Annotated in this window: 25 protein-coding genes; 10 read left to right on the top strand and 15 right to left on the bottom strand. The window is 66.8% G+C overall.

From position 1 onward, the window contains the following. Positions 1 to 26: 26 nt before the first annotated feature. Both AC2YJX_RS21455 and AC2YJX_RS21460 read right to left on the bottom strand, forming a co-directional pair. Positions 27 to 980 carry an AEC family transporter gene (locus AC2YJX_RS21455; protein WP_121508398.1) on the bottom strand — a complete coding sequence of 318 codons (954 nt, stop codon included), beginning with the start codon at positions 978 to 980 and terminating at the stop codon, positions 27 to 29. A 141-nt stretch (positions 981 to 1,121) separates the two neighbouring features. Then, on the bottom strand, positions 1,122 to 2,402 hold the full coding sequence (locus AC2YJX_RS21460) for an ABC transporter substrate-binding protein (protein ID WP_487257218.1): 1,281 nt from the start codon (positions 2,400 to 2,402) through the stop codon (positions 1,122 to 1,124). A 333-nt stretch (positions 2,403 to 2,735) separates the two neighbouring features. Here AC2YJX_RS21460 and AC2YJX_RS21465 point away from each other — a divergent pair, with 333 nt between their 5' ends. The 4 genes from AC2YJX_RS21465 (at position 2,736) to AC2YJX_RS21480 (ending at position 7,310) form a co-directional block, all read left to right on the top strand. Beyond that, complete coding sequence (locus tag AC2YJX_RS21465; protein WP_121508396.1) at positions 2,736 to 4,826, top strand: ATP-dependent helicase; 2,091 nt, start codon at positions 2,736 to 2,738, stop codon at positions 4,824 to 4,826. Positions 4,827 to 5,005: 179 nt separating this feature from the next. Then, the gene (locus AC2YJX_RS21470) at positions 5,006 to 5,359 is read left to right on the top strand and encodes a hypothetical protein (RefSeq protein WP_228899049.1); all 354 of its coding nucleotides are present in this window, start codon (positions 5,006 to 5,008) and stop codon (positions 5,357 to 5,359) included. Then, positions 5,356 to 6,555, top strand: coding sequence for a phospholipase A (locus tag AC2YJX_RS21475; RefSeq protein WP_487257219.1), 1,200 nt, complete (start codon positions 5,356 to 5,358; stop codon positions 6,553 to 6,555). Before AC2YJX_RS21470 ends, AC2YJX_RS21475 begins: the two co-directional genes overlap by 4 nt. A 368-nt stretch (positions 6,556 to 6,923) precedes the next feature. Further along, a complete protein-coding gene (locus tag AC2YJX_RS21480) occupies positions 6,924 to 7,310 on the top strand; it encodes a hypothetical protein (RefSeq protein ID WP_055392926.1) in 387 nt (128 codons plus the stop codon). A gap of 72 nt (positions 7,311 to 7,382) precedes the next feature. Here AC2YJX_RS21480 and AC2YJX_RS21485 read toward each other — a convergent pair whose 3' ends face one another. Next, complete coding sequence (locus AC2YJX_RS21485; RefSeq protein WP_487257220.1) at positions 7,383 to 7,862, bottom strand: universal stress protein; 480 nt, start codon at positions 7,860 to 7,862, stop codon at positions 7,383 to 7,385. 109 nt (positions 7,863 to 7,971) lie between these two features. On the opposite strand from AC2YJX_RS21485, the gene tgt reads away from it, so the two are divergent. The 5 genes from tgt (at position 7,972) to AC2YJX_RS21510 (ending at position 13,135) form a co-directional block, all read left to right on the top strand. Beyond that, complete coding sequence (gene tgt, locus AC2YJX_RS21490) at positions 7,972 to 9,144, top strand: tRNA guanosine(34) transglycosylase Tgt (protein ID WP_121508943.1); 1,173 nt, start codon at positions 7,972 to 7,974, stop codon at positions 9,142 to 9,144. Positions 9,145 to 9,253: 109 nt separating this feature from the next. Next, positions 9,254 to 9,730 (top strand): hypothetical protein, encoded by a 477-nt coding sequence (locus AC2YJX_RS21495; RefSeq protein WP_228899054.1) that lies wholly within the window; start codon positions 9,254 to 9,256, stop codon positions 9,728 to 9,730. Between the two features lie 111 nt (positions 9,731 to 9,841). Continuing rightward, on the top strand, positions 9,842 to 10,978 hold the full coding sequence (locus tag AC2YJX_RS21500; RefSeq protein ID WP_487257221.1) for a GGDEF domain-containing protein: 1,137 nt from the start codon (positions 9,842 to 9,844) through the stop codon (positions 10,976 to 10,978). 54 nt (positions 10,979 to 11,032) lie between these two features. After that, the gene (locus AC2YJX_RS21505; RefSeq protein WP_055392918.1) at positions 11,033 to 11,602 is read left to right on the top strand and encodes a LuxR C-terminal-related transcriptional regulator; all 570 of its coding nucleotides are present in this window, start codon (positions 11,033 to 11,035) and stop codon (positions 11,600 to 11,602) included. Positions 11,603 to 11,737: 135 nt separating this feature from the next. After that, positions 11,738 to 13,135, top strand: a complete 1,398-nt coding sequence (locus AC2YJX_RS21510; RefSeq protein WP_121421356.1) for a sensor domain-containing diguanylate cyclase — start codon at positions 11,738 to 11,740, stop codon at positions 13,133 to 13,135. Positions 13,136 to 13,298: 163 nt separating this feature from the next. Here AC2YJX_RS21510 and AC2YJX_RS21515 read toward each other — a convergent pair whose 3' ends face one another. The 4 genes from AC2YJX_RS21515 to AC2YJX_RS21530 all read right to left on the bottom strand — a co-directional run bounded on the left by AC2YJX_RS21515 (position 13,299) and on the right by AC2YJX_RS21530 (position 16,467). Continuing rightward, a complete protein-coding gene (locus AC2YJX_RS21515) occupies positions 13,299 to 14,351 on the bottom strand; it encodes a serine endopeptidase (protein WP_487257222.1) in 1,053 nt (350 codons plus the stop codon). Between the two features lie 77 nt (positions 14,352 to 14,428). Continuing rightward, positions 14,429 to 15,373 (bottom strand): DUF2145 domain-containing protein, encoded by a 945-nt coding sequence (locus tag AC2YJX_RS21520; protein WP_487257223.1) that lies wholly within the window; start codon positions 15,371 to 15,373, stop codon positions 14,429 to 14,431. 2 nt (positions 15,374 to 15,375) lie between these two features. Beyond that, positions 15,376 to 15,858, bottom strand: a complete 483-nt coding sequence (locus AC2YJX_RS21525; protein ID WP_487257224.1) for a hypothetical protein — start codon at positions 15,856 to 15,858, stop codon at positions 15,376 to 15,378. A 120-nt stretch (positions 15,859 to 15,978) separates the two neighbouring features. Beyond that, a complete protein-coding gene (locus AC2YJX_RS21530; protein ID WP_487257225.1) occupies positions 15,979 to 16,467 on the bottom strand; it encodes a YiaA/YiaB family inner membrane protein in 489 nt (162 codons plus the stop codon). Positions 16,468 to 16,761: 294 nt separating this feature from the next. On the opposite strand from AC2YJX_RS21530, the gene AC2YJX_RS21535 reads away from it, so the two are divergent. Next, the gene (locus AC2YJX_RS21535) at positions 16,762 to 17,943 is read left to right on the top strand and encodes a saccharopine dehydrogenase family protein (protein WP_487257226.1); all 1,182 of its coding nucleotides are present in this window, start codon (positions 16,762 to 16,764) and stop codon (positions 17,941 to 17,943) included. 214 nt (positions 17,944 to 18,157) lie between these two features. On the opposite strand, the gene AC2YJX_RS21540 is transcribed toward AC2YJX_RS21535, so the two are convergent. The 8 genes from AC2YJX_RS21540 to AC2YJX_RS21575 all read right to left on the bottom strand — a co-directional run bounded on the left by AC2YJX_RS21540 (position 18,158) and on the right by AC2YJX_RS21575 (position 25,489). Beyond that, the gene (locus tag AC2YJX_RS21540; protein ID WP_487257227.1) at positions 18,158 to 19,138 is read right to left on the bottom strand and encodes an NAD-dependent epimerase/dehydratase family protein; all 981 of its coding nucleotides are present in this window, start codon (positions 19,136 to 19,138) and stop codon (positions 18,158 to 18,160) included. Then, positions 19,138 to 20,133 carry a fumarylacetoacetate hydrolase family protein gene (locus AC2YJX_RS21545; protein ID WP_487257228.1) on the bottom strand — a complete coding sequence of 332 codons (996 nt, stop codon included), beginning with the start codon at positions 20,131 to 20,133 and terminating at the stop codon, positions 19,138 to 19,140. The genes AC2YJX_RS21540 and AC2YJX_RS21545 overlap by 1 nt, the downstream gene beginning before the upstream one ends. A gap of 21 nt (positions 20,134 to 20,154) precedes the next feature. Beyond that, positions 20,155 to 21,144: a tripartite tricarboxylate transporter substrate binding protein gene (locus AC2YJX_RS21550; RefSeq protein WP_487257229.1), complete on the bottom strand. Its 990-nt coding sequence runs from the start codon at positions 21,142 to 21,144 to the stop codon at positions 20,155 to 20,157. 4 nt (positions 21,145 to 21,148) lie between these two features. After that, the gene (locus AC2YJX_RS21555; protein ID WP_487257230.1) at positions 21,149 to 21,895 is read right to left on the bottom strand and encodes an SDR family NAD(P)-dependent oxidoreductase; all 747 of its coding nucleotides are present in this window, start codon (positions 21,893 to 21,895) and stop codon (positions 21,149 to 21,151) included. Further along, positions 21,892 to 22,863, bottom strand: a complete 972-nt coding sequence (locus AC2YJX_RS21560) for a Bug family tripartite tricarboxylate transporter substrate binding protein (RefSeq protein WP_487257231.1) — start codon at positions 22,861 to 22,863, stop codon at positions 21,892 to 21,894. Before AC2YJX_RS21560 ends, AC2YJX_RS21555 begins: the two co-directional genes overlap by 4 nt. Then, positions 22,860 to 23,441, bottom strand: a complete 582-nt coding sequence (locus AC2YJX_RS21565) for a cupin domain-containing protein (protein ID WP_487257232.1) — start codon at positions 23,439 to 23,441, stop codon at positions 22,860 to 22,862. The genes AC2YJX_RS21560 and AC2YJX_RS21565 overlap by 4 nt, the downstream gene beginning before the upstream one ends. A gap of 11 nt (positions 23,442 to 23,452) precedes the next feature. Further along, a complete protein-coding gene (locus AC2YJX_RS21570) occupies positions 23,453 to 24,250 on the bottom strand; it encodes a cyclase family protein (protein WP_431150921.1) in 798 nt (265 codons plus the stop codon). 78 nt (positions 24,251 to 24,328) lie between these two features. Further along, positions 24,329 to 25,489, bottom strand: a complete 1,161-nt coding sequence (locus AC2YJX_RS21575; protein ID WP_487257233.1) for an MFS transporter — start codon at positions 25,487 to 25,489, stop codon at positions 24,329 to 24,331. Positions 25,490 to 25,494 lie beyond the last annotated feature (5 nt).

Below are 25,494 nucleotides of genomic sequence, written 5' to 3' on the forward strand. Positions count from 1 at the left end.
GCCAATAGCTATCATAAATATAGCAATCAGGTCAGCAGCGCCACCGCTGCTGAAAAGCTCAGAAACGCCAGCGCCGTGGACACCAGAATGATCCGCGCCACACGCCCATTGTTGGCGCCGAACTTTTCGGCCAGCAGCGAGACGTTGCTGGCGCTGGGCAGCGCGGCCAGCAGCACCAGCACCGTCAGCGCAAAGGGCGTGAGCGGCACCCCCATCGCCATGCCCGCCGTGCCCACGCCCCACACCAGAAGCGGGTGCACCAGGAGCTTGGCCAGCGCCACCGGCACATAGTCGCGCGCGGGCACCTGCTCGTGCTGGTTCATCTGCGAACGCGCCAGCACGGCACCGATGGTGAACAGCGCCACGGGCGAGGCCGCGTCGGCCAGCATGGCGATGGTCTTGTCCACCGGGCCGGGCAGCTTGAACTGCAGGGCCGAGGCCAGCGCCCCCAGGGCAATCGACCAGGGCATGGGATTGGTCGCCATGCCCTTGAAGGCGTTCTTCAGCGCCACCCCCACGCCGTGGGTGCCCGCACCATCCAGGCGCGAGAGCGCAATACACAGCGAGCTGGTGATGACCATGTCCACCACGATGGTGACGATGGCAGGGCCCGCGCTTTGCGCCCCCAGCAGTGCGACCAGCAGCGGCACGCCCATGAAGCCGGTGTTGGGAAAAGCGGCCACCAGCGCGCCAAAGGCTGCGTCGTTCCAGCCGATGTGCGCCTTGCGCGTGAGCGCCACCGTGGCGCCCACCATCACCAGCGCACAGAGCACATACACGCCCGCCACGGCCGGGTCCAGCAGCTGGGCGATGGGTGTGCTCGCGCCAAAGCGGTACAGCATGCAGGGCAGTGCAAAGTACAGCACGAAGGCGTTGAGCCCCGGGATGGCCGGCTGGGGAAGCACTCCGCGCCGGGCGGCGAGATAGCCGCAGAGCACCAGCGCAAAGAAGGGGAAGGTGATGAGAAGGACGGAGAGCACGGTCCCATTGTCCTTGCTGCGCCTGCGGCCGGGGTCTGCGGCGCCCGGTGTGGTCAGCGCAAAGTCAGGTGGGGGCCATCACCCATGGCGAATGCACGGCAAGGATCTCCAGCCAGCGTTGCGGTTGAAGGCGCATCCACTTCACTGCTTGCGCTGGATGATCAGGTTGCGCTTGGCGTCTTCGGGGTAGGCGAAGGTGATGGCGCCGTTCTTGACCATGCCCATGACCAGCATGTTGCGCGTGATCGCGTCCTTGTCCTGCACGCTGAAGGGCTTGTCGTAGGTGGTGACCACGCCGTAGTAGGTCTTCATCTTGCCCTCCAGCGACTCCTTGATGGCTTTGCCGGTGAGGTTGCCGTCGCGGATGCCGAGGAAGGAATACATCAGCAGGTAGGTGGCATCGTAGGCGTTGGCCGCTGCCATGGGCACGGCCACCTTGCCGTGGTACTTGCGGGTGTAGCTCGACAGGAACGATGCACGGCGCTCGTTGCTGGGCTCGGCGATGAAGGTCTGCACCATGAGCGCACCCTCGGCCGCGTCCTTGGCGCCTTCGAGGAAGAAGGGGAAGGACAGTGGCCACGGCCCCACCTGCGGCACCTTCCAGCCCAGGGCCTTCTTGCCGTTGGCGATGGTGGCGTTTTCCGGCCCCACGGTGTAGCTGTAGACCACGTTGGCGCCCGCGTTGCGCGCGGCGGTCAGCTCGGCCGTGAGGTCCTTCACCCCCAGGTCAAAACGCGCCACATGCACGGGCTTGAGGTTTTTGGCCGCCAGCGCGGCCACCACGTCGTTGTAGCCGCCTTCGCCATAGCCGGTCTTGTCGGCAAAGATGGTGACCTTGTCCCAGCCGCGCTTGACGATGTCGTCCACCAGGAAGGGCGCCTGGATCGCGTCGCGCGCCTGCACGCGGAAGATGTAGCTGTCGGGCGCGGGGTATTTGGCCGTCACGGCAGTGCCCGTGGCGCAGGGCACGATGAGGGGGCTGGCGGCGCCCTGGAACAGGTCGATGGCCTTGAGCGCCACGCCGGTGTTGCAAAAGCCGATGGTGGCGACCACTTTTTCATTGAGAAGCTCTTGCGACACCTTACGCCCCTGGTCGGGGTCGGCCGTGTCGTCCTTGATGACCAGTTCCAGCGGGCGGCCCAGATAGCCGCCCACGGCATTGATTTCGTCCACCGCCAGCTTGATGCCGTTGAGCATGGGCACGCCAAAATCGGCCGATGGCCCGGTGAACGGCCCCACGACCCCCACGCGCACAGGCACGGTGCTGCCGATCTGGGCCTGTGCCGGCAGCAGGGCCGTGCAGGCCAGTACACCGGATGCCACCACAGCGCTCCATGCGCGAAGGTGCACACAGCGGCGGCGTGCGTCCGGGATGCCCGATGCGGCGGTCTGAGCGGTGGAGGGCTGGTCAGTGGGGTTCATGGCGGGGCTCGGTTCTCTACACCAGCATCCCGGCAAGAGATGCACTGGCCTGCGAGTATCAAATTGTGAAAACAAAGCCCCTAGCGGGGTTTCCCGGAGCGTCCGGCCCGCCAGGTGCTAGTGGCGCCCACCCGTCAGGGGCCTGTCAGCCGCCCGCCCGGCACACGCGGTCCACCCCGACTGGGCACGGGCTAGACAGGCTGCCGGACCGCGCCGGTATCATTGCGCCCTTGCACGGCCTGACCCGGCCGCGCCACCACCCGCCCCTGGGCATGCGCCGCCCACACCCGCCCTCCCTGTCCCGCTCCCCGCTGCTCTGCTGCCCTCCCTCCCATGTCTGCCGGTCTCAATCTCGCCCAGCTCCAGGCTGTCCACTACACCGACGGGGCTTGCCTCGTGCTGGCCGGGGCGGGCTCGGGCAAGACGCGGGTGATCACCATGAAGATCGCCCACATGATCGAAAAGGGCATGGACCCCAAGCGCATTGCGGCCATCACCTTCACGAACAAGGCTGCCGCCGAAATGCGCGAGCGCGCCAAGGGCCTGATCGGCCGGCGCGCCAAGGATGTGCTGGTGTGCACCTTCCACGCCCTGGGCGTGCGCATGGTGCGCGAGGACGGCCATGTGCTGGGCCTCAAACCCCAGTTCAGCATCCTCGACGCCGATGATGTGACGGGCATTCTGAAAGAAGCCTCGGGCGGCACCACCGACATGGCCACCGCGCGCCAATGGCAGTGGGTCATCAGCAAGTGGAAGAACATGGGCCTGACTTCCGAGCAGGCGCTGGCCCAGGCGGCGGACGACAACGAACGCATCATCGCCACGCTGATGGCCCGGTATGAAGAGCGCCTGGCTGCCTACCAGAGCGTGGACTTTGACGACCTGATCGGCATGCCGCTGCGGCTGCTGCGCGACTTCCCGGAGGTGCGTGCCAAGTGGCAGGCGGCCCTGGGCCATGTGCTGGTGGACGAGTACCAGGACACCAACGCCACGCAGTACGAGCTGCTCAAGCTGCTGGTGGGCGAAAAGGGGCACTTCACCGCCGTGGGCGACGACGACCAGTCCATCTACGGCTGGCGCGGCGCGACGCTGGACAACCTCAAGAAGTTGCCGGTGGACTACCCCCACCTCAAGGTCATCAAGCTGGAGCAGAACTACCGCTCCACCAGCGCCATCCTGCGTGCGGCCAACAACGTGATCGGGCCCAACCCGAAGCTGTTCCCCAAAACCCTGTTCAGCGAACTGGGCGAAGGCGAGCCCGTGCGAGTGGTGGACGCCGACAGCGAAGAACACGAAGCCGAGCGCGCCGTGGCCCGCATCCAGAGCCTGCGTGCGGCCAGCAACCCGCCACCGGACTGGAAGAGTTTTGCCATCCTGTACCGCGCCAATCACCAGGCCAAGCCGTTCGAGAAGGCGCTGCGCAAGGCCAATATTCCGTACAAGGTGTCGGGCGGCACCAGCTTTTTCGACCGCGCCGAAATCAAGGACCTGTGCGCCTGGTTTCGCCTGTGGATCAACAACGACGACGACCCGGCGTTTCTGCGCGCCATCACCACGCCCAAGCGCGGCATCGGCCACACCACGCTGGCGGCTCTGGGCGCGTTTGCCACGCAGCACAAGCAGAGCATGTTCGGCGCGCTGTTCAACGGCATGCTGCCAGCGGCGGTGCCCAAGCGTGCCATGGACGGCCTGCACGAATTTGGCCGCTACATCAACTACCTGGAGTACAGCGCGCGCCGCACCCATGGCGCCGAAGAGGCCCGCGCCTTTCTGAACGAATGGCTCAAGGAAATTGGTTACGAGCAGCACCTGTACGACAACGAAGACAGCGAAAAAGTGGCGGCCGCCCGCTGGAGCAACGTGATGGAGTTCTGCGACTGGATGGCCCAGCGCGCGGGCGGGCAGATCGACGATACGGCCGGTGCCGTGGTGGCCAAGGAGACCAAGAGCCTGCTGGAGGTGTCGCAGACCATTGCGCTGCTGTCCACCATCAGCGAGCGCGAGCAGGAGCAGGACATGGTCACGCTCTCCACACTGCACGCCAGCAAGGGGCTGGAGTGGCCCCACGTGGTGCTGGTGGGCGTGACCGAGGGCATGCTGCCCTTCAAGCTCGACGACGACGAAGGCCGCCAGCAGAAGGTGAGCGACGACACGCTGCAGCGCCTGCAGGAAGAGCGCCGCCTGATGTACGTGGGCATCACCCGCGCCCAGCGCACCCTGGCCGTGAGCTGGACCAAGCGGCGCAAGAAGGGCCGCGAGATGGTGGCCGCGCAGCCCAGCCGCTTCATTGCCGAAATGGGCCTGGACAAGACCACCGCCCGCGAAGACCCGCGCGAGAAGCTCAAGGCATTGCGCGCCGAATTTGCGGCCAAGGCCCAGGCCACCACCGCAGCCACTGCAGCCGCAGCCGCCACCCCGGAATGAGCGCCCCACCGCAGCCACGGCACCCACCACAACGCACTCCACCCATGGCGCCCGACACCCACCGACACACGCCGCTGTTGGCAGTTGCTTTTGTTTTGATAGCTATCAGCGCTTATCCTACAAGCGCCAGTAGCCAGAATGACCCAAAATCCACGGCAGCATGCCCGTCGGCGGCAGACATGGACCACCAGCACCTGCAAGGGCGCTGGCTGGCCCAACTGCAGGGCGCAGCCCCGGATGCACCTGGCGCCACCGCCACACTGCAACTGGGCCCGCATCCCGAGCTGGCACAGAGCGTGCGTGGCACCGTGCAAAGAAATGGCGCCACGGCGCAGGTCAGCGGAGACGTCGATGGCGGCGACCTGACGCTGGAAGAATCGATCAATGGCACGAACATCAGCGCCACCTGGACAGGCCAGGTGGTCGATGGAAGTTGCGGCAAGGAAATACGCGGAACATGGAACAACGCCAACCCCACCCCTTCGGCCCCCTCGGCTCCTTTTGTGCTGCGCAAGCAGGTGGGCTGGCAATGACGGCCGCGCCAGCCTCACCCCGCCGCAGCGGCGGCCACCGGCGTGGCACGCTGGCCCTGCTGGTGGCCGCTGCGCTGGCGCCTGCTGGCGCCGCGCTGGCGCAGACCCCGCCTGCTGGCGGCTCGGCCACCCCGAGCGGCGACGCTGCCTGGCGCCGCTGCGCCGCCCTGTCCAATGACAATCAGGCGCGCCTGGCCTGCTTTGACCAGTGGGCCACCGACCAGCAAGGCTGGAACGCGCCTGGCGCCACGGCGTCGGCCTCGACAGACGTGCCGCCCCCGGTGGACACCACGCTACCCGCCACCCGTGTGATTGACGTGGCCCGCACCGAGGGCTGCCGCGATCCGCAGTACAGCGACCTCTCGCGCTTCTGGGAACTGGAGTCGGGCAGCGACTGCGGCACCTTCAGCTTCCGGGGCTACCGGCCCATCACCGTGTCGGTGGTGGCGTCAAGCAATGTGAACCGCCAGCCCACGTCGGATGCAGCCGACCATTCGGCCACCGAGTCCACGCCCTACCGCCGCACCGAGAACCGCATCCAGCTGTCGGTGCGTACCAAGGTTGCGCAAGGGCTGCTGACCCAGGGACATCCCACGCTCAAGGACTCGGTGTGGTTCGGCTACTCCCAGCAGTCGTACTGGCAGCTATTCACCCCCGAGATCTCGCGCCCCTTCCGCGCCACCGACCACGAGCCCGAGGTCATGTATGTCTACCCCACCACGGCACAACTGCCGTTTGGCTGGAAGTGGCGCTACAGCGGCATCGGACTGGTGCACCAGTCCAACGGCCAGAGCAAGCCCCTGTCGCGCAGCTGGAACCGCGCCTACCTGATGACGGGCATGGAGCTGGGCAACAGCGTCAGCGTGAACGCGCGCATCTGGAAGCGCATCCCCGAAAGCTCGGGCAGCGACGACAACCCCGGAATCAGTGACTACATCGGGCGGGGTGAGCTGTCGGCATTCTGGAACGTCAACAAGGAGAACACGGTGGGCGCCACGCTGCGCCACTCGTTGTCGAGCAGCGACCGGGGCTCGGTCCGCCTGGAATGGCTGCAGACCGTGGGCACGGGCCTGTTTGGCAACAAGAGCAACCTGCGCCTGCACACGCAGCTGTTCAGTGGCTACGGCGACAGCATGATCGACTACAACCGCAAGCGGACCGTATTCAGCGTGGGGTTGAGTCTGGTGGACTTCTAGAGTCCATCCCCCTGAGGCGCTGCGCACCGTCCCCCTTCTCTCGAATGGCTGTGCCATTCGGGAAGGGGGACGCAGCCCTCGCTGCAGGGCGGCCCTGGCTCGGCTGCCCGCGCCTGGGGCAGCGCCAGTCTCACAGGCTGCGCACAAGGCAAAGCGCAGCGAACTCCGCGCTGGATTGCTCACAACTCGTTACGACATCGTCCTCAAGTTTTGTGTGACGGCGCCGACAGGCCGCCACAATGGCACGCGCACAGAAACCGGCGTGGCCATCTGTGAGAGGCGTTCAAAAAGAGCCCCTTTCCCACCGTTTTACCTGCCATTGCCCGCACCGTGCGCCCTCGACAATGCCGACAAAGAGGAACACACCCATGGACATGCAATACCAGCTCAAGGCAGGCAGCTACTACCTCTACGACATGCGCGAGGCGCCCAGTGCCGTCACGGGTGAGCGCAGGTTCAAGCTCAAGACCGACACGGTGGCCATTGCGTTCGATGCGCACACGGGCGAGGTACACCAGCATGGCAGCCCCACGCGCATCCAGTCCTGGGCCAACAACACGCGCCGCCGCCTGCGCGCCGCCGGGGCGCAGGACATGGCCAACGACATCGTGGTGGTGTCCGGCCCACTGCCGGTGGACGAACTCAACAAATGCCTGTGGGTGCGCGGCTATGTGCGCCGCATGTTCTCGCGCCTGGCCACCTTGCCCCACGGCAAGCTGCAGCGACCTGCGGAGCCGTTTCGCAAGGCAGCCTGAAACCAGGCGAGCTTCCTCAAAGATCCCGATCAGGGCCGCACACAGCGGCCCTTTTCTTTTTTCTGGGAGCGCTCAGGCCTCCGTGTCCTCGGCCACGTCGCTGTCTGTGTTCTCCAGCACCTCGGCGTGTTTGACGATGGTCACCGGCACGGGGCTGGCATGCGCCACCTCGTGCGACACCGAACCCAGCAGCGCACTGGTGATGGCGCCCTGGCCCTTGGCGCCGATGATGACCATGTCGCAGCCCGAGCGCTCGATCATGTCCACCAGCGTGTGCGCCACATCGCCCACACCCACATCGGTTTCATAAGCCACCCCGGCCGCATCGAGCAGTGCGCGCGCCGACGCCATGAGATGGTCACCCGCCTCCAGGCTGGCGGCGGCGATCAGGTCGGGGTCGCGCGTGGTCACCAGTTCGTACAGCGTGGCGGGCTCCTGCACGTTGGCCAGCACCATGGTGGCCTGGAGCCCCTGGCCCACCAGCGCCAGTGCGTGGTGCACGCCATCCAGGGAGAGTTCGGAGCCGTCCACGGCGATGAGGATTTTGAGCATGGTGTTCTCCTTGTAGTACCTTGGTCCAGTGTAGCCACGGCCTCGTCGAAAACCCGTCCATAACCTTGAGCGAGGTCAGGGTAGCGTGTCTGGGACAATGCCGCCCATCATGCTGCAGTTCGACCTCCTCAAAACCGACCCCACCAGCCACGCACGCCGTGGCACGCTCACGCTCAACCATGGCGTGGTGCAAACCCCCATCTTCATGCCCGTGGGCACCTATGGCACCGTCAAGGGCGTGATGCCGCGCAGCCTGCACGACATGGGCGCGCAGATCATCCTGGGCAACACTTTCCACCTGTGGATGCGCCCGGGCCTCGATGTAATGCAGAGCTTTGGCGGCCTGCATGGATTTGAAAAGTGGGACAAGCCCATCCTCACCGACTCGGGAGGCTTCCAGGTCTGGAGCCTGGGGGCCATGCGCAAGATCACCGAAGAAGGCGTGACCTTTGCCAGCCCCGTGAACGGCGACAAGCTCTTCATGTCGCCCGAGGTGAGCATGCAGATCCAGACCACGCTCAACTCCGACATCGTCATGCAACTCGACGAGTGCACGCCGTACGAGACCAAGGGCCACAAGACCACCGAGGCCGAGGCGCGCAAGAGCATGGAAATGAGCCTGCGCTGGGCCAAGCGCTCGCGCGATGAGTTCCAGCGGCTGGAGAACCCCAACGCCCTCTTCGGCATCGTGCAGGGCGGCATGTTCAAGAACCTGCGCCAGGAATCGCTGGAGCACCTGGTCGAGATGGACTTCCCCGGCTACGCCGTGGGCGGCGTGAGCGTGGGCGAGCCCAAGGACGAGATGCTGGACATCATGGCCCACACGCCCCACCGCCTGCCCGCGCACAAGCCGCGCTACCTGATGGGCGTGGGCACGCCCGAGGACCTGGTGCAGGGCGTGGCCGACGGCGTGGACATGTTCGACTGCGTGATGCCCACCCGCAACGCACGCAACGGCACGATGTTCACGCGTTTTGGCGACCTGAAGATCCGCAACGCACGCCACAAGGCCGACCACCGGCCGATGGACACCAGCTGCACCTGCTACGCTTGCGCGGGCAGTTCGGGCGTGTCGTGGGACGATGGCGGGCGCGAGGGCTTCAGCCGCGCCTACCTGCACCACCTGGACCGCTGCGGCGAGATGCTGGGCCCCATGCTGACCACCGTGCACAACCTGCACTACTACCTGAACCTGATGCGCGAGGTGCGCGAGTCGCTGGACGCGGGCACGTTCGCCGAATTCCGTGCACGCTTCAAGACCGAGCGCGCACGGGGCGTGTAAGCACAGCCAATAGCTATGAAAATAATAGCTATTAGCGCTTGATAGATAAGCGCCAGAGGCCAAAATCATCCAAAAACTCCTGCACCAACTGCTGCGCTGGCCCGCCCGCATGCTGACCGGCCTGGGCAGCGGGCTGCTGGCGCTGCTGATCCTGTTCGAGGAATGGGGTTGGGAGCCGCTGCAGCGCCTGCTGGCGCGCATCGGCCGCTGGCCCGGCCTGCGCTGGATTGAAGGCTGCGTGCGCGCCCTGCCCCCCTGGGCTGCGGTAGCGGTGTTTCTGCTGCCCACGGCACTGCTGCTGCCCGTCAAGCTGCTGGCCCTGTGGGCGGTGGGCCGGGGGCACGTGGTACTGGGCATGCTGGTGATCGTGCTGGCCAAGGTGGTGGGCACCGCCGTGGTGGCGCGGCTGTTCAGCCTGACCCAGCCCGCCCTGATGCAGCTGCACTGGTTTGCCTGGACCTATGCCCACTGGATGCGCCTCAAGCACGCGGTGCTGGAGCGCGCCCGCGCCTCGTGGGCATGGCGCGTGGCGCGGGTGGTGCGGCGGCAATGGCGGCTGCGCTGGCACAGGCTTCGCGCCAGGTAATGTTGGGTAGCGCCAGGGTAGCGCCCGCCGCTGTTTTGCTGCCAAGATATGCGCTCCTGCAAAAGCCCTCCCCAACGTCATCCCCCACCGCCACCGCATTGCGACATGGGTATGCAGCTTGACCTCCCGACCATCCTCCTGCTCTACAAGACCGCGCTGGTGGCGGGGGCGCTGAGCATCTTTCATGTCAGCCGCCATTCGTGCCGCCCGCAAGGGCTCAAGCCCCTGGCAGCCGCCTACCTGCTGCTGGCCGTTGGTGCCGAACTGGCAGGCCAGGGTGAATATTCCATGCTGCCGCTCTGGTTCTGGACCCACACCAGCCTGCTGCTCGGGGCACTGGGGTACACCCTCTTCTGGGCAGGTGTACGGGCACTGAGCGGCCGCAGGCGCGTCCTGCCTGCCGTGCTGATACTGGTTTCCGGAGGCTGGCTGGTGCTGGGCCTGGTCACGCAGTTTCCGCTGGACAACCTGCTGCGCGCAGGCGCCTTCCACCTGACCGCCGCAGTGTCACTGACCGCGGCAGCCTGGGAGGTGTGGCACGACCGCCGCACCGAATCCCTGCCATCGCGTCCCCTGCTGGCCGGGCTGCTCCTGGCCAGCGCGGGCACCTTTGCCCTGCAGCTGTTGTACATCGCCACGCACACCGCCAGCCCACAGGGTTTTGCGCTGGCATTCTCCGTGCAGATGTTCTGCCACTTTGGCGTTGCGCTCATGGTCTCGTCCCTCTCCAACGAGCGCGCCGAAGTGCGCCTGGAAAAAGTGGCGCAGACCGACACGCTCACGGGCGTGGGCAACCGCCGCTGGGCCATGTCCATGCTGCCCGCGCGGCTGCCCGTGGGCAGCGCCATCGCGCAGCTCGACCTGGACCACTTCAAGCACATCAATGACCGCTTCGGCCATGCGGCGGGCGACCGCGTGCTGGTCGCCACGGCCGACGCGCTTCGCCACCAGCTGCGCGATTCGGACCTGCTGGCCCGCATGGGCGGTGAAGAGTTCCTGGTCTACCTGCCGGACGCCAGCGCCAGTGCTGCAAGCGCCATCGCCCAGCGCCTGTGCGGGGCCGTGCAGCAGATCCGGCTGTCCGAGCTGGGCGAGGACATCCCCATCACCGTGAGCATTGGACTGGCCTGCGTGACCTCCCCCGGCGGAACCTGGGCCGACTGGCTGGCTGCGGCCGACCGGGCGCTCTACGACGCCAAGCGCGCGGGCCGCAACCGCGTGGTGACAACGCACGAGCGCACTACCTGAAACCGGTCCTTCTCACCCGAGCCGCGCCGCTGACCTGCGGCAGAATCCCACCCCATGCCCGCACCGCCCTATGCCGCCCTGAACGAAGCGCTGGAGCTGGCCTTTAACCTGGCGCCGGTGGGCATGTGCGTGACGCGCGAGCGCAGCATCGAGATCTGCAACGACGCCTTTGCCCACATGTTCGGCCACGAGCAGGCCGAGCTGCTGGGCCAGCCGCTGGCGCCGCTGTACCCCTCGTTCGAAGAGTTCACCCACACGGGCCACCTGGGCCTGCAGGCGATGAAGGCGTCGGGAAGTTATGCGGATGAGCGCATCATGCGACGGCGCGATGGTTCGCTGTTCTGGTGCCACGTGGTGGGCCGGGCACTGGACCGGTCGGACCCGTTTGCACGGGCGGTGTGGATGTTCGAGGACATCTCGCACCGCCGCCCCGTGAGCACGCCGCTGACCCTGCGCGAGCGCGAAATCGCCCAGCACATCGTCACCGGCGCCACCAGCAAGCAGATCGGGCGCTACCTGGACATCAGCCACCGTACGGTGGACGCCCACCGCGCGCGGCTCATGCGCAAACTGGGGGCCAGCAGCACGGGGGAGCTGGTGGCGCTGCTGCTGGGCAACACCTGAGAGCTGGCAACGATCTCACAGGCAATCATCAACAATTGTTTCCCCAGCCAACGCTGCGGAGTCTCCCGCGCACCCGGCCCGGGGACAATCGGCACTGACGCGCGCGCCGCTCCCCGCCCATCAACTGCTGCCCCCATGTACCGCCCTTTTTTGCTCCACCGCCCGCTTTCGCCGCCCCTGGCCTGGCTGGGTTTGTCCGTGCTGATCTTCGCCGCCTGCCTGGTGGGCATCTTTGCGCGGCCCATCGGTTTTCTGTCGGTCTTCTGGCCCGCCAATGCGCTGCTGCTGGGGCTGCTGGTGCGTTATCCCAGGCTGGCGCGCCCGCCAGCCTGGGTAGCTGCGGCCGTGGGCTATGTGGCGGCAGACCTGGTGACGGGCAGCTCCTGGTCCATGGCCCTGTGGCTCAACGGCGCCAACCTGCTGGGCGCCACCGCGGGCTGGCTGGTGCTGCGTCGGCTGGACGAACGCATCCGGCGCCTGCAACGCACCATCTCTGCCCTCTACCTGCTGCTGGCTGCGCTGGCAGCCAGTGCCGTGGGGGCACTGGCAGGCTGCGGCGCCGCGCCGGTCTACTTCAACAGCCCGTGGACCGACCTGCTGTCCCTGTGGTTCAGCACCGAACTCATGAACTACATGCTCATCGTGCCGGTGGTGCTGGCCGCGCCGCGCGCCGACGACCCGCCGCCCGCAACGCAGGAGGTGCCCCTGATCTGGCGTGTGGCACCCGTCAGCTCGCTGCTGCTGGCCGAAGGCGTGCGCACTGTGATTGGGGGGCCCGGCATGCTGGCCTTTGTGGTGCCAGGGCTGCTGTGGTGCGCGCTCAGCTACAGCCCGTTTGTCTCCAGCCTGCTGTCGCTGGTGGTGTGCCTGTGGACCATGGCCGGCGTGGCCACCGGCGTGCTCAACTTCACACCTGCCCATGCCAGCGACGTGTTCTCGCTGCGTGTGGGCGTCACGCTGCTGGCACTGGGGCCGCTGGCCGTGGCCTGCGCCAGCGCGGCGCGCGCAGAGGCCCTGCGCCGCCTGGACCACGCCGTGCGCCACGACGACCTGACCGGTGTGCTTGCGCGGCGCGCGTTCCTGCAGCAAGGTGAGCGCTTGCTAGCGCGCTACCAGCGCGAATCCGCCGGATTGGCCGTGTTGATGGTGGACGTGGACCACTTCAAGCAGGTCAACGACCAGCTGGGACACGGTGCGGGCGACCAGCTTCTGATTGGCATCGCCCAGGCCATGACCAGTGCGCTGCGCCCCCAGGATGTTCTAGGCCGCCTGGGTGGCGAGGAGTTTGCGGTGGTGCTGCCCGATGCCTCGCCCGCCGAGGCCCACGCAATCGCAGAACGGCTGCGTACGGTGGTGGAACAGCGGCCCTTTGGTACTGCGCAAGCACCCGAGCAGCACGCCACGGTCAGCATCGGCCTGGTGCACAGCGCCTCGCTGGGCGGCGACGCCGACCTGGACACGCTGCTGCTCGCCGCCGATGCAGCGCTCTACCGGGCCAAGGCGGAGGGGCGCAACCGGGTGATGACAGGGTAGGTCCAAGCGCGCCCCCGCGCCTCCGCAAAGCGCCCCCCTGCGGGGAGGGCGCCGGTGGTACGACAGGGGCTGGCTCCATGGAAGCTCGGGCTTTCCATGCGCCGATTTCATCCGCCGAGCCCAACCAATGGGCACACGGCCCCATCAACGCGCAGGCAGACCGTCACTCCTGCGCCAACTTCACCCCCGCCCCCGTGCCGCAGGCATGGCAAAAGCGTGCAAAAGCGCTCTTGCGGGTGCTGCAGTGGCCGCAATGGTCGAACAGCCCAATGCCGCAATGCGGGCAAAAGTCGATCTTCTCGTTTTTCAGGTCCACCGGCCGCTCGCAGCCAGGGCACACGCTTTTGGCCAGGCGGGCCAGGGCCACGTCGTAGCTCAGCTCCTTGCGGCGCTCCTGGTCGGGCAGGGTTTCGGCCAGCTTCTGGCGCTCCAGGTAGCGGTTGAGCGCCAGGATGGCGTAGCGCCCCACCACGGCCGTCAAGGCAATGCCCACCACGTAGCGCACATAACCGCCGTAGCTGGGCAGGTAAGGCACCAGCTCCACAAAGAAGGCAAACAGCGCAAAGAAGATGAAGCCCCACACAAACGGCCAGTAGGTGCTTTTACGCTTCTTGACGAACAGCCAGCCCGCAACCGCCAGCAGCGGCAGCGTGAGGGCCAGGCGATAGAGGAACACCCGCAGCTCGACCTTGCGGCGCTCGGCATTGAGCTTCACGTAGCCGTCGGACTCCATGCGGTTCAACTGCTCCTGCCGGGCGGCTGCGGTCTGGCGGGCATCGAGCGCAGCCTGCTGCTGCGCCTCCACCGCCTGCTGGGTCTTGCGTTCGGCGAGCTTGAGCACGTCCAGCGCCTGGGTGCGCGCCAGCACCTCGGGGTCCTGATCGGCGCGCTGCGTGGCGCTGCGGGTGGACAGCCAGTTGTTGAAGCTGTCCCTCTCGGCCTGCACCTCGCTGCGCACCTTGCTGCGCTGCAGCTGGGCCTGCTCCAGCGCGGTCTGCGCATCCTGCTCGGCCTGGCGCGCGGCTTTGACCTCGGCGCGCAGCTTGTCGGCTGCGGCTTTGTCCAGAAAGTCGTCCACCCGCAGCGGGGTCTCGACTTTGGGCAGATCGCCCACGATGGTGCCACCCAGGCCGATGAGGAAGCTGGCAAACACCAGCGCCACCAGCCACAGGCCACGGCGAAACCATTTTTCGGACAGCCGCAGGGATTTGCTCATGATCGTTCCCCTCTGGAAATGCTATGCATTCGATAGCTTCCAGCGCTTACCAAGCAAGCGCTAGAGGCCATTTTTATTCAATTATTTACCGCCAGCACCGTCGGCGGTGCCGCCAGTTGCGCGCGCTGCAGCCAGGCCAGTACCGAATCGACGGTGACGGTTTCAATGCGGTCCGAAAACCGCTTCTCGTTCGGGTGGTCGTCAAACGCAATGTTGGCCGAGCCCACCCGCCCGCCCATGCGCGTGAGCGGCCCGAGCTTCAGTGCAGTGGGCTCGTAGCCCTTGAACTGCAGCCAGGCCTGCGCCTGGTTGCGCGAGCGCACGGTGGCGGGCTCCATGGCCATCGCCAGGGTCTCCAGCGCCCACTGGTTGGACTGCTGGTATTTGCGCCCCCACGCATAGCTGACCATGCTGTAGGGCGGATGCTGCAGCGCCTTGGTGCGGCCCTTGTCCTGCAGCACGGCCAGCAGGCGCTGCTGCACCTCGGGCGTGGGCACGGCATAGACGGCTTCATAGCGCCACAGGTCGTCCAGGAAGAACTCCCCCAGCCCCTGGCGGTACAGGTGCCCCACGGCCGTGCCACATTCGTTGAGCTTGTGCGCCACGCGCCAGGGGCCTTCGGCCGTCTTGTAGGCCCAGCCCATGTGCGAGTAGCGCAGGCCATATTTGGAGAGGTCCTGCCCCGCACGGGCCAGCACCACCACCTGCGCGCCCGACCTGGCGTGCTCGGCATCGAGCGCGGCCGAGGTCTGCTCGGCCAGCTTCATGCCGCGCTCGATCACCTGCGGCGGCACGGGCTTGCGGGATTCGCAGGAGCGGCCGGCGTGCGCTGGAGCCGTTGCTACGACCGCTAAAGCAACTGCCAGCAACGCAAGCCCATGGCCCATGAAACTGACGCGACCCAAGAGAGGGATGCCAAGCAAGGGCCGCCCCGCAGTGAGGGCATCGTCCCCCTTCCCGGAGCGCGCAGCGCGCAGAGAGAAGGGGGAAGCCGCGTCGCGGCTCAGGGGGTTGTACTTCATATTCAAAGACGCTCGTTGTGCAGAAGCGCACGGCCGATGGCGTTGGGCACAAAGGCAATCGCCTCACCCGCTGCCGACAGGATCACACCCGTACCGATCACGCTGCAAGTCACCACGGTGCCCGCCGCGTAGGCTGAGCTCGCAACGCCGCGCCCCACCACCTCCACACTCACCTGGGCGCCGTCCGAGGCACGCTCCAGCAGGTACACCGTGCCCACGGCCGAGGCCTCCACCGCCTTCACGGACAGCACCGCGCCGCCCACCGACAACGCTGCGGGCACTGCCGCCACTGCGCCCGCAGCAGCGGAAGCCACAGACGCCGTGCCCACCACCGAGGCCACCGGCAACAGCGACAGCGCGGCAGAGGCCTCGCTCTGGGCGCGCGCGGGAGCCATGGCCATCACGGCACACACCACACCGGCCGCGAGCAGAGCGCGAGACAGGCGGGCAGAGCCCCACGAAGAAAACACAGCATTCATCATCATTCACTCCTCAAAATGCGGCCCCACCGCGCACCCGGGGTTCCGGAGAAACCGGGTCGATAGACCAGAAAGAAAAATCACCCGAACAGGCAGCGGATTGCCGCCTGCGCACGTTCGATGCGATCAGTTCGCGCTGCTGCCGTTGGCTGCCGCCGGGGCGGCTTCGCGGCGGCCTTGCAGGCGGGCGTCCATCAGATCAGCCTCGTGGCGATCGCGCAGCATCTTGGCCAGCGTGAAGGCGGTGGTGATGAGGTAAAGCCAGCTCACGCCCAGAAACGCCTTGTAGGTCACGTTAATGTCCATGCTCATCAGGCCCCAACCCGTGAGGCCCATGGCCACCGCAAAGCCGCCCCACACCACCAGCTTCCACATGGGGGTGTCGCCACCGCCACGGCGCGAAGCGCTTTCGTTGTCCCGCACAAACTTGGCCAACACAAACGCGGCCGAGAGGCAGAACACGTAGCCCATCACCATGAAGGCCTGCTCCAGTTGCTCGCCAGGCAGCCATGCCAGGCCCACGGCACACAGAAAAACCGCGATGCCGAACGAGACCCACACCTGCAACTGCCAGGCCTTGGTGTCACGCTGAACAACGATGGGAGAAGAAGACATTGCAGTGGTGCCCCGGGGGGACGTTGGTTGAACACGGAGCGAATGGTGCCCAGACGTAACTTGCGTGTCTGCATTGAACCGTAACAGTGGCTACCCGCAGGCTACCCGGTATCGTTTGGCGGTACTTTTTCTCGAAAAACTGGCCGAAGTCCGTTGTTATCGCCCTACGCAGCCCCTGCAACGCACCTGCGCGACAGAGCCTGCAGGCCCCGCCAAAGACAATGGCAGACCCCCGGCGTGGCAGCCCCTGACCGCTGCGCGTGCTTGCTTTTTTGATGGACGGAGACCGAAACCATGACCAAACCCTTTGACCTCGTCGTCCACGGCGCTACCGGCTTCACCGGCCGCCTGGTGGTCGAATACCTGCTCCAGCGCTACCCCGCTGGCAGCGGCCTGCGCTGGGCCATGGGCGGGCGCAATGCCGACAAACTCGCCGCCGTGCGCGACGAAGTGGGCGCACCGGCCGACACTCCGCTGGTCGTGACCGACACCAGCAACCCCGCCAGCCTGCAAGCGCTGATGGATTCCACGCGCCTGGTGCTGACCACGGTAGGCCCCTACCAGCTCTATGGCAACGAACTGGTGGCCGCCTGCGCGAAGGCTGGTGTGGACTATGTGGACCTGTGCGGCGAGCCCGCCTGGATGCGCCAGATGATCGACGCGCACGAAGCTGCGGCCAAGGCCAGCGGCGCGCGCATCGTGTTCTCGTGTGGGTTCGACTCGATCCCGTTTGACCTGGGCGTGTTCCTGCTGCAAAAGGAATTTGCCCAGCGCTTCGGCCACCCCGCCCCGCGCGTGCGCGGCCGGGTGCGCAAGATGAAGGGCACCTTCTCTGGGGGCACGGCCGCCAGCCTCAAGGCCACCATGGCCGCGGCTGCCACCAACCCTGCGGTGCTGGATTTGCTGAAGAACCCGTTCTCTCTCACGCCCGGGTTTGAAGGGCCGCGCCAGCCAACCGGCCACAAACCCATGGTGGACGAGGCGCTGGGCGATGGAATCTGGGTGGCCCCGTTTGTAATGGCCGCCATCAACACGCGCAACGTGCACCGCTCCAACTTCCTGTTGCAGCACGCCTATGGCACCGACTTTGTCTACGACGAAATGCTCATCACCGGCCCTGGCGAAAAGGGCGAGGCCATCGCCAACGCGGTGGCGGGCGACAAGTCGCTGGGCTCGGACAAAGGCCCCAAGCCCGGCGAAGGCCCTTCGCGCGAAGAACGCGAAAACGGGTTCTACGACGTGCTGTTCCTGGGTACTGACGATGCAGGCAACACCTTGCGCGTGGGCGTGAAGGGCGACCGTGATCCGGGCTATGGCTCCACATCCAAGATGATCTCCGAGGCGGCTGTGTGCCTGCTGCAGGATGCCACCACCACCCCCGGCGGCATCTGGACCACGGCGCCCGCGCTGGGTGACAAGCTGATAGCGCGGTTGCAGGCGAATGCGGGCCTGAGCTTTGCGGTGGAAACGGTGTGAACACATAGCTCCCGGGCGGGCCGTGCAGCGCCTTCGCGGGTAGGCACGTACAAAGCCGCAGGAAAGGCCGCGGGAAGTGCCTTGCACACACCTGCACGCCAGATGCGCCGAGGCTATGGGCGCGTCACACGGCGTGCAGGGAGGAGTTGGCACCGCCCACCAGTCCGGCGCCCGCTCCACAGCACACCCCATGACGCGCCTTTTTCTGTCTCCCCTACTCCACCATCCCAGGGCTGTGCAGCCCCCCCAGCACCCGCGTAACCAGAGACTCCAGCGAGCCGTCATGCCGGAAACCGGCAGCCTCTGACTGAGGCGTTCGCAAGGCTGGCAAACGCCCGAACAGTGCTTCGGTGCGCGCGTCGGGTGCGTACCGGATCCAGTCCTTGGGATCGAGCCCCTGGGCGTGCGCGATGGCTTGCACCACATCACCCACCGATGACTGCAATACCGGCGTCTGCCAGCACCGCGCGGTCGGCATGCCCCGCGTGGGCAAGCGCGCGGCATGCACCAGGTTGTCCAGACAGCACTGCAGCGACATCCACCAGGCGGTGGCCTGTGCCGACACGGGGCAGGTGTACATCTGCCGCGCCCGCAGGGCATGGAAGATCTGGCTCATGAACACGGAGCCATGGCCCGTTTCTGCGGGTGGCCGCGCCACGATGCCAGGCAGCCGGAGGCTGCAGCCATCAATGTCGCCGCGCCGTCCATAGTCGGCCACCAGCAGTTCCGTCATCCACTTGTGCACCCCATAGCTGAGGGTGGGCTGCGGCCCCTGGCGCTCATCTACCGCTTGGGTGCCCAGCGCACCGTACACCGCCACCGAACTGGCAAACACCAGCCGGGGGGCACGCACCCTGCCTTCGCGCACCGGGCGCGCAAGCCCCTCGCACAAGGCCACGGTGTCCAGCAGATTGGCCTGCACACCCAGCCCAGGTTCCCGCTCGGCCAGCGATCCCGGCACACTGGCCAGGTGGAATACGCAGTCGGGCGGATGGTCCTCCAAGACTTCGAACAGTGCGCGGTCTGCAAAGCCGCCGATATGCCAGTGCACGGCCGGTGCGCAAAGGGCTGCGGGCCCGGCTCGGTCCACCAGCGTCAAGCGCAGGGGCAGACCGGGCACCAACGGCACGGACTGCAACCGCTCGGCCAGGGCGGCGCCAATGAACCCGCCGGCACCGGTGACAAGCACATGCATCAGCGCACCTCCGAGCCCACAGCCACCACGCGCTGATGCACCACGCCAAAAGGCCCATCGCGGCCATCGGGCCAGCGCGCCTGCATGCGCACGCGGTCACCGTAGCGCATGAACGGCGTTTTGGCCGCACCTTCGTCCAGTATCTCGATCACGCGCCGCTCGGCCAGGCAGGCAGAGCCTGCATCGCGCGCCTGGTTGGACACCGTGCCCGAACCGATGATGGTGCCCGCCGTGAGCCGCCGTGTGCGAGCCGCGTGGGCAATGAGCTGGCCGAAACTGAAATTCATTTCTCCGCCATGGGGGTGGCCAAACCACTTGCCGTTGGAGTCCACATGCAATCGCAGATGCACCCGCCCACCCTGCCAAGCGTCGCCCAATTCATCCGGCGTCACGGCCAAAGGGGCAAAGCTGGTAGACGGCTTGGCTTGCAGGAAGCCAAAGCCCGTCTTCATTTCGTGCGGGCCCAGCGCGCGCAGGCTCCAGTCGTTGATCTGGACGACCAAGCGCACGCAGTTCAATGCCGCTTCGGCCGTCACACCCATGGGCACGGGGCCACAGACGACGCCGAACTCGCCTTCGAAATCGATGCCGTCGGCCTCACTGGGCAAGGGCACATCGTCGCAAGGGCCCAGAAAATCGTCGCTAGCGCCCTGGTACATCACGGGGATGGTGTCAAAGTGCGGGATGGGCGGCGTGTTGAACGCCCGCTCCATCAAGCGGCCATGGTTGAGGAACGCCGATGCATCGAGCCACTGCGGGCTGCGCGGCAAGGGAGCGCTGCATGCGGCGGGATCGAACGCAAAGATGCCGGTGGCAGTGCCAGCCTCCAGCGCAGCAGCGCGCTCGCGCAGGGCGGGCTCCACAGCATCCCAGTTCTGCACAGCGGCCAGCAAGCTGGCCGCTATCGGAGCGGCATCGACGGCCCGCAGGCCGTTGGAAGAAACCAGTACTAGGCGGCCGTCCAGGCTGCCGTCTTTCAAAGTTGCAAATCGCATCGCCAGTCCCATCAGGAAGAATCAGGAAGAAGGTGTTTCAAGACGCAGCCCCGCCGCCCGGATGACGCGGGCATAACGGTCTGTCTCTGCTGCCAGAAATGCGCCAAATTCGCGCGCGCTTTGGGTGGGTGTATCAGCACTGCCCAGCAAGGCCAGTTTTTCGCGCAGCTCTGGCAGGGCCAGGATGCGAACGCATTCCGCGTTGAGCCGGCCCACAAGGTCGGCCGGCATGGCAGCAGGTGCCAACAAGCCAAACCAGCCTGTCACCTGAAAGCCCGTCAGGCCCAGCGTCTCGGCCACCGTGGGCAGATCGGCGGGCAAGGCAGGCGAGCGCTGTGCGCCGGTCTGCGCCAGCAGGCGGACGCGCCCGTCCTTGACCATCGGGGCCGCGGCCAGGGCGCTGTTGAACATCAGATTGACTTGCCCAGCCGCCAGGTCGTTGAGGGCAGGCGCAGCGCCCTTGTAAGGCACATGCAGCAGCTGCACTCCGGCCTGCTGCGCCAGCATCTCGCCCGCCAGGTGCAGCACGTTGCCGACCCCGGCCGATGCGTAGCTGACCTGCCCGGGCTGCCGCCGGGCCAGTGCGATCAGGTCCGACAAGCTGCGCACCGGCAGGGCCGCAGGCACCGCAATCACCATCGGCCCGGGGCTGGCCACCAGGGCCACAGGGGCAAAGTCGCGCTGGCTGTCGTAAGGCAGCCGGGGGTAAAGGCTGGCATTGATGGCGTGGGCTGCGCTGATCCACAACAGGGAGTGCCCGTCTGTGCTTCGCGCTACAGCCTCCGAGGCAATGATGCCGTTGGCCCCTGCACGCGACTCCACCACCACTGGGCTGCCCAGGGCCTGGCCCAGCTTGTCGGCCAGCAGGCGTGCCACCAGGTCAGAGCTGCCTCCGGCTGCGAACGGCAGGACGATGCGCAACGGCCGTGTGGGCCAGGTGGCAGCCCACGTGCTCAGCGGGAACGCCAAGGCACTCACCACCAGGGTTCTTCGGTTCAACATGCGGTGCATGGTTTCAACTCCCATCGCTGATGGTGGTGCCGCCATCGACCACCAGGTTGTGTCCGGTCACAAAGGCCCCGGCGGGGCTGGCCAGCATGGCGACCACGCCGGCCACTTCCTCGGGTTCTCCTGCGCGCCGCAGCGGGGTGGCCTGGATGCGCCTGGCCATGAAGGCTTCATCGGCCATGAGCTGCTCGGCCAACGGCGTGCGGATGAGGCCGGGTGACACGGCGTTGACCCGCACACCCGCAGGGCCCCACTCCACAGCCAGGTTGCGCGCAAGCTGGGCCAGCGCAGCCTTGGTCAAACCGTACAGGCCAATCGAACGGTTGCCGCGCAGGCCTGCAATGCTGGAGATGAGCACGGCACTGCCACCGCCCCGTGCCGCCATGCCGGGCAGCACCAGCGCACACAGCCGCGCTGCGGCCCGCAGGTTGATGTCAAACACCTGATGCCAGTCGGCGTCGCTGGCATCGGCCAGCGGGCCGGCGGGCCCCTGGATACCGGCGTTGCACACGAGGATGTCCAGCGGTCCGGCGCGCTCCACCAGCGCGGCGATCGCTGTGGGCACCGCCATATCGGCCGCAACACCGATGGCATTCCGCAACGATGCAGCCACCTGCTCGCAGGCGAGTGCATCGCGGTCGGAGACCACCACCCGGGCGCCCTGCTCGGCCAGGGTGCGCGCAATCGCCAGACCCAGGCCCTGGGTGGCCCCCGTGACCAGGGCGGTGCGGCCCTGCAGGTCAAAGAGGCTCATTCGACCTTGATCCCAGCTTGGCGAATGGCCAAACCCCACCGCTGCGATTCGCCCTGGATGAACTCGCCGAATGCAGCTGGCGTGAGTGGTGCAGGCTCCAGGCCAAGCGGCCGGTAGCGGCCCAGCACTTCGGGAGACTCCAGCGCGGTCACCACCGCCTTGTGAAGCACATCGACCACGGACGCCGGGGTACCAGCCCGCACCATGACACCATTCCAGCCCGGAATATCGAGGTCCGCATGCCCGGCCTCGGTCAGGGTGGGCACCTGGGGGAGCACCTGCAGGCGCTGCTCGCTGCCCACGCTGACCAGCGCGCGCAGCTTGCCTTCGCGCACCAGTGGCAGGCTCGAAGCCACAACATCGCACATGAAGTCCAGGCGCCCGGCCATCAGGTCCTGCAGCGCGGGCGCTGCGCCCTGATAGGGCACATGGGTCATGCGCGAGCGTGTCTTGATGCGCAGTTGTTCGGTCCACACATGCGGCTGACTGCCCTGCCCATATGAGCCGTAGTTGAGGCCATCGCCTGCAGCCGCCGCGCGCAGCAAGTCGGCCAGGGACTGGAACGGGCTGCCCGCTGGCACGACCACGACCAGTGGCGACTTGAACAACCGCGTCAGGGGCGCAAAGTCCTTGAGGGGGCTGAAGCTCAGTTTGGCATACAGCGCCGGGTACATGGCCAGCGGGCCGATGTCTGCGTACAGCAAGGTGTGGCCATCGGCGGGTTGCTGCTTGACGTACTGCGCCGCCAGTTGCGCGGCACCGCCGGGCTTGTTTTCCACGACCACGGCTTGCTGCATGCGCTCTCCCAGCTTCTGCACCAGCAGGCGCGACATCGCGTCGCCAAAGCCCCCGGCCGGGTAAGGTACCACCCAGCTCAAAGGGCGCGCGGGATACGGGGCCTGCGCCCACGCCCGGGGGACCACCGCTGCGGACACTGCAGCGCCCAGCCATTGACGGCGCGTGCTCATGGCTGCTCCTTGGCAGGTGCGGCCACTGACGCATCAAAGCGCCCGTCCACCAGCACAAACAGCATGCGGCACGGCGCGCCCGAACGGTTGGCCCATGCGTGGTTGGTACCCCGCTGCACCACCACGCTGCCGGGGCGCAGTGGCACTTCGCCTTCGTCCAGCACAAGCGTCAGTTCGCCTTCAATCACCACGCCGTAGTCCACCGATTCGGTACGGTGCATCAGCGGGTGGGGGGAGTCGGTTTTCACCGTGGAGGCGGCCGCATCGCCAATCTGGCTGAAGGCGTCATGCATGCGCTCGGCACCCCGTGCGAGGAACTCGGGAGTATCGGGCGGAATGTCCACGAACCGGATGAGCGTGCCACCCTGCGGGGGCGGCAGCACCAGCGGACCTAGCGTAGGGTCCGGGCCGTTGTCCACGACGGCGGGCGATTGCAATGTGCTCCAGACCTCATGGAACACCGTACCGGGAATGGCCGCAATCTCGACCACGGTGGGCAGCGGCCCCTGGCTGGCGACCACGGCCCGGCCTTGAGTGTTGTGGCCCGTGACCACGCGGTGTATGGATGGAAAACCCATGAATGGACTCCTCAGTCTTCAAAAATGGCGACCGCGCGCGTCCAGCCTGCCGAGGCACCGCGGATCTTGTGGGGGAAGCAGCTGATCGTGAACCCCGTGGCCGGCAGCGCCTCCAGGTTGTGCAACTTCTCAAGATGGCAGTAGCCGATGTCGCGGCCTGCCTTGTGGCCCTCCCAGATCAGGGCCTTGTTGCCCGTCTCGGCCACGCGCTGGGCGGTGTAGGAAAACGGCGCATCCCAGCTCCAGGCGTCGGTGCCCGTGAGGCGCACACCACGCTCCAGCAGGTACATCGTCGCTTCGTAGCCCATGCCACACCCCGCGCCCAGGTAGTCCTTGTGCCCGTAGCGCGACCCAGCGCGGGTGTTGACCACCACGATGTCGAGCGGCTGCAGCGTGTGGCCGATGCGGGCCAGCTCGGCCTGCACATCGGCGGCGGTGGCGACGTAGCCATCGGGCAGGTGGCGAAAGTCCAGCTTCACACCCGGCTGAAAGCACCATTCCAGCGGCACTTCGTCAATCGTGATGGAGGGGCGGGCTCCGCCGTTCTTCGCGTCCTGCGTGGAGTGGAAGTGCCACGGCGCATCCAGGTGGGTACCGTTGTGCGTGGTCAGCGTCACCCACTCGGCCGCTGCTGCTTCGCCATCGGGGTAGTCCTCAGGCTGGGTGCCGGGGATCATGGTCATGAACTCGGGCAACGTATCGGCGTGTTTCTGGTAGGTGATCTTGGGCGCCAGGGGCGGCGGGTCGGAGAGCACGTCGTTTTCGAGGTAAATGGACAGGTCCACGAAGCGGCGTTGGGGTTTGGTCATACGGGCACAGGAGTTGGCGCTGAACGCGACCGAAACGGGAGCGTTCAGCGGGGCATGGAATAGAGAAGGCAAACGTTGTCACGCCACCCCGGGCAAAGGCTTCGCTTTGTGAGGGGCACGGTGGATGCGTGCAAATGCATAGACCGCCACCGCGTCGATCACCACGGCTGCCACCCCCAGGCTGCCATAGCCCCAGGCCTTGACCAAGGTGCCGCCGAGGATGGGCCCAATGGCCGCGCCGAACATGAGCATGGCGGGGGTGGCGGCCAAGGCACGGCCGCTGGGGTCCAGACGCGCCAGCACGCCAAAGGCGAAGGTGTGCGTGAAGATCATCACGGCCGCAAACACGGCAGCGGCTGCGGCATAGGGCGCAAACACGGGCGAGTTCATGATCACCACCACCAGCAAGGCCTGCAGCGCAGGCCCCGCCAGCAGCACGCTGCGGGCAGCCCAGCGCTTTTCCAGCACAGCGGCCAACGCTGCGGGAAAGAGGTTGACGACGCCCAGGGCAATCAGCACGCCGGTGACGGCCTGAAGTCCGTAGCCCCGGTCACTGCCCACGCGCTCCAGAAAACTGAAGGTCATGGACTGCACCAGCCCGAGCGCCGCGATGCCCAGCACGCCCCACCAGACCGCAGCGGGCAGAGGCGCAGCCGGAGCCCGCGAAGTGGCCGCGCCGCCTACGCTGTCGGCCTCGGGAAACGCCAGAGCCGCCACCACCGCGCCCACTGCCATGACGCCGGCAAAGACCTGGAACAACGCGGGTCCACCCAGCTTGGCCACCAGCACGGGGGTGCCCCCCAGGAACGCGATGGCAAATACCCCCAGTGCCATGCCCACCAGGGCGAACATGCGGTGGGGGTTGGGGCTGCGGGCAATGGTGCCATGGGTAACACTCAGGGCCGTGCCCGCAGCAATACCTGCCCCCGCATGCAGCAGCGCCAACAAGGCGAACTGGGTGGTGGTGGACGCCACGGCAAACGCCACGGCCGCGCCGGCAAAGCCGCAGGTCGCCACGGTGCGCCCGCGCAACAACTGAAAGAACGGCGCCAACACCAAGCTGGCGGCCACCGCTCCAGCCAAAAACAGCGTAGCCAGCAAGCCGGCCTGCTGCGGGTCGAACCGGCACACCGATATCAGCGTGCCCACCCAGACGGGCAAGGCCACCAGATCCACCATGCCTGCGCAGTGGCCCACCATCAGGGCCACCCGGCCCCGCAGCGATTGGGTTGTGATCATGCGCA

Source organism: Acidovorax sp. SRI_002 (assembly GCF_057586455.1).

Bases quoted from the DNA above. Each gene is read 5' to 3' on its own strand.
- AC2YJX_RS21460 (WP_487257218.1), bottom strand. From the start codon at position 2,402: ATGAACCCCACTGACCAGCCCTCCACCGCTCAGACCGCCGCATCGGGC.
- AC2YJX_RS21465 (WP_121508396.1), top strand. From the start codon at position 2,736: ATGTCTGCCGGTCTCAATCTCGCCCAGCTCCAGGCTGTCCACTACACC.
- AC2YJX_RS21470 (WP_228899049.1), top strand. From the start codon at position 5,006: ATGGACCACCAGCACCTGCAAGGGCGCTGGCTGGCCCAACTGCAGGGC.
- AC2YJX_RS21475 (WP_487257219.1), top strand. From the start codon at position 5,356: ATGACGGCCGCGCCAGCCTCACCCCGCCGCAGCGGCGGCCACCGGCGT.
- AC2YJX_RS21480 (WP_055392926.1), top strand. From the start codon at position 6,924: ATGGACATGCAATACCAGCTCAAGGCAGGCAGCTACTACCTCTACGAC.
- AC2YJX_RS21485 (WP_487257220.1), bottom strand. From the start codon at position 7,862: ATGCTCAAAATCCTCATCGCCGTGGACGGCTCCGAACTCTCCCTGGAT.
- tgt (WP_121508943.1), top strand. From the start codon at position 7,972: ATGCTGCAGTTCGACCTCCTCAAAACCGACCCCACCAGCCACGCACGC.
- AC2YJX_RS21495 (WP_228899054.1), top strand. From the start codon at position 9,254: ATGCTGACCGGCCTGGGCAGCGGGCTGCTGGCGCTGCTGATCCTGTTC.
- AC2YJX_RS21500 (WP_487257221.1), top strand. From the start codon at position 9,842: ATGCAGCTTGACCTCCCGACCATCCTCCTGCTCTACAAGACCGCGCTG.
- AC2YJX_RS21505 (WP_055392918.1), top strand. From the start codon at position 11,033: ATGCCCGCACCGCCCTATGCCGCCCTGAACGAAGCGCTGGAGCTGGCC.
- AC2YJX_RS21510 (WP_121421356.1), top strand. From the start codon at position 11,738: ATGTACCGCCCTTTTTTGCTCCACCGCCCGCTTTCGCCGCCCCTGGCC.
- AC2YJX_RS21515 (WP_487257222.1), bottom strand. From the start codon at position 14,351: ATGAGCAAATCCCTGCGGCTGTCCGAAAAATGGTTTCGCCGTGGCCTG.
- AC2YJX_RS21520 (WP_487257223.1), bottom strand. From the start codon at position 15,373: ATGAAGTACAACCCCCTGAGCCGCGACGCGGCTTCCCCCTTCTCTCTG.
- AC2YJX_RS21525 (WP_487257224.1), bottom strand. From the start codon at position 15,858: ATGATGATGAATGCTGTGTTTTCTTCGTGGGGCTCTGCCCGCCTGTCT.
- AC2YJX_RS21530 (WP_487257225.1), bottom strand. From the start codon at position 16,467: ATGTCTTCTTCTCCCATCGTTGTTCAGCGTGACACCAAGGCCTGGCAG.
- AC2YJX_RS21535 (WP_487257226.1), top strand. From the start codon at position 16,762: ATGACCAAACCCTTTGACCTCGTCGTCCACGGCGCTACCGGCTTCACC.
- AC2YJX_RS21540 (WP_487257227.1), bottom strand. From the start codon at position 19,138: ATGCATGTGCTTGTCACCGGTGCCGGCGGGTTCATTGGCGCCGCCCTG.
- AC2YJX_RS21545 (WP_487257228.1), bottom strand. From the start codon at position 20,133: ATGCGATTTGCAACTTTGAAAGACGGCAGCCTGGACGGCCGCCTAGTA.
- AC2YJX_RS21550 (WP_487257229.1), bottom strand. From the start codon at position 21,144: ATGCACCGCATGTTGAACCGAAGAACCCTGGTGGTGAGTGCCTTGGCG.
- AC2YJX_RS21555 (WP_487257230.1), bottom strand. From the start codon at position 21,895: ATGAGCCTCTTTGACCTGCAGGGCCGCACCGCCCTGGTCACGGGGGCC.
- AC2YJX_RS21560 (WP_487257231.1), bottom strand. From the start codon at position 22,863: ATGAGCACGCGCCGTCAATGGCTGGGCGCTGCAGTGTCCGCAGCGGTG.
- AC2YJX_RS21565 (WP_487257232.1), bottom strand. From the start codon at position 23,441: ATGGGTTTTCCATCCATACACCGCGTGGTCACGGGCCACAACACTCAA.
- AC2YJX_RS21570 (WP_431150921.1), bottom strand. From the start codon at position 24,250: ATGACCAAACCCCAACGCCGCTTCGTGGACCTGTCCATTTACCTCGAA.
- AC2YJX_RS21575 (WP_487257233.1), bottom strand. From the start codon at position 25,489: ATGATCACAACCCAATCGCTGCGGGGCCGGGTGGCCCTGATGGTGGGC.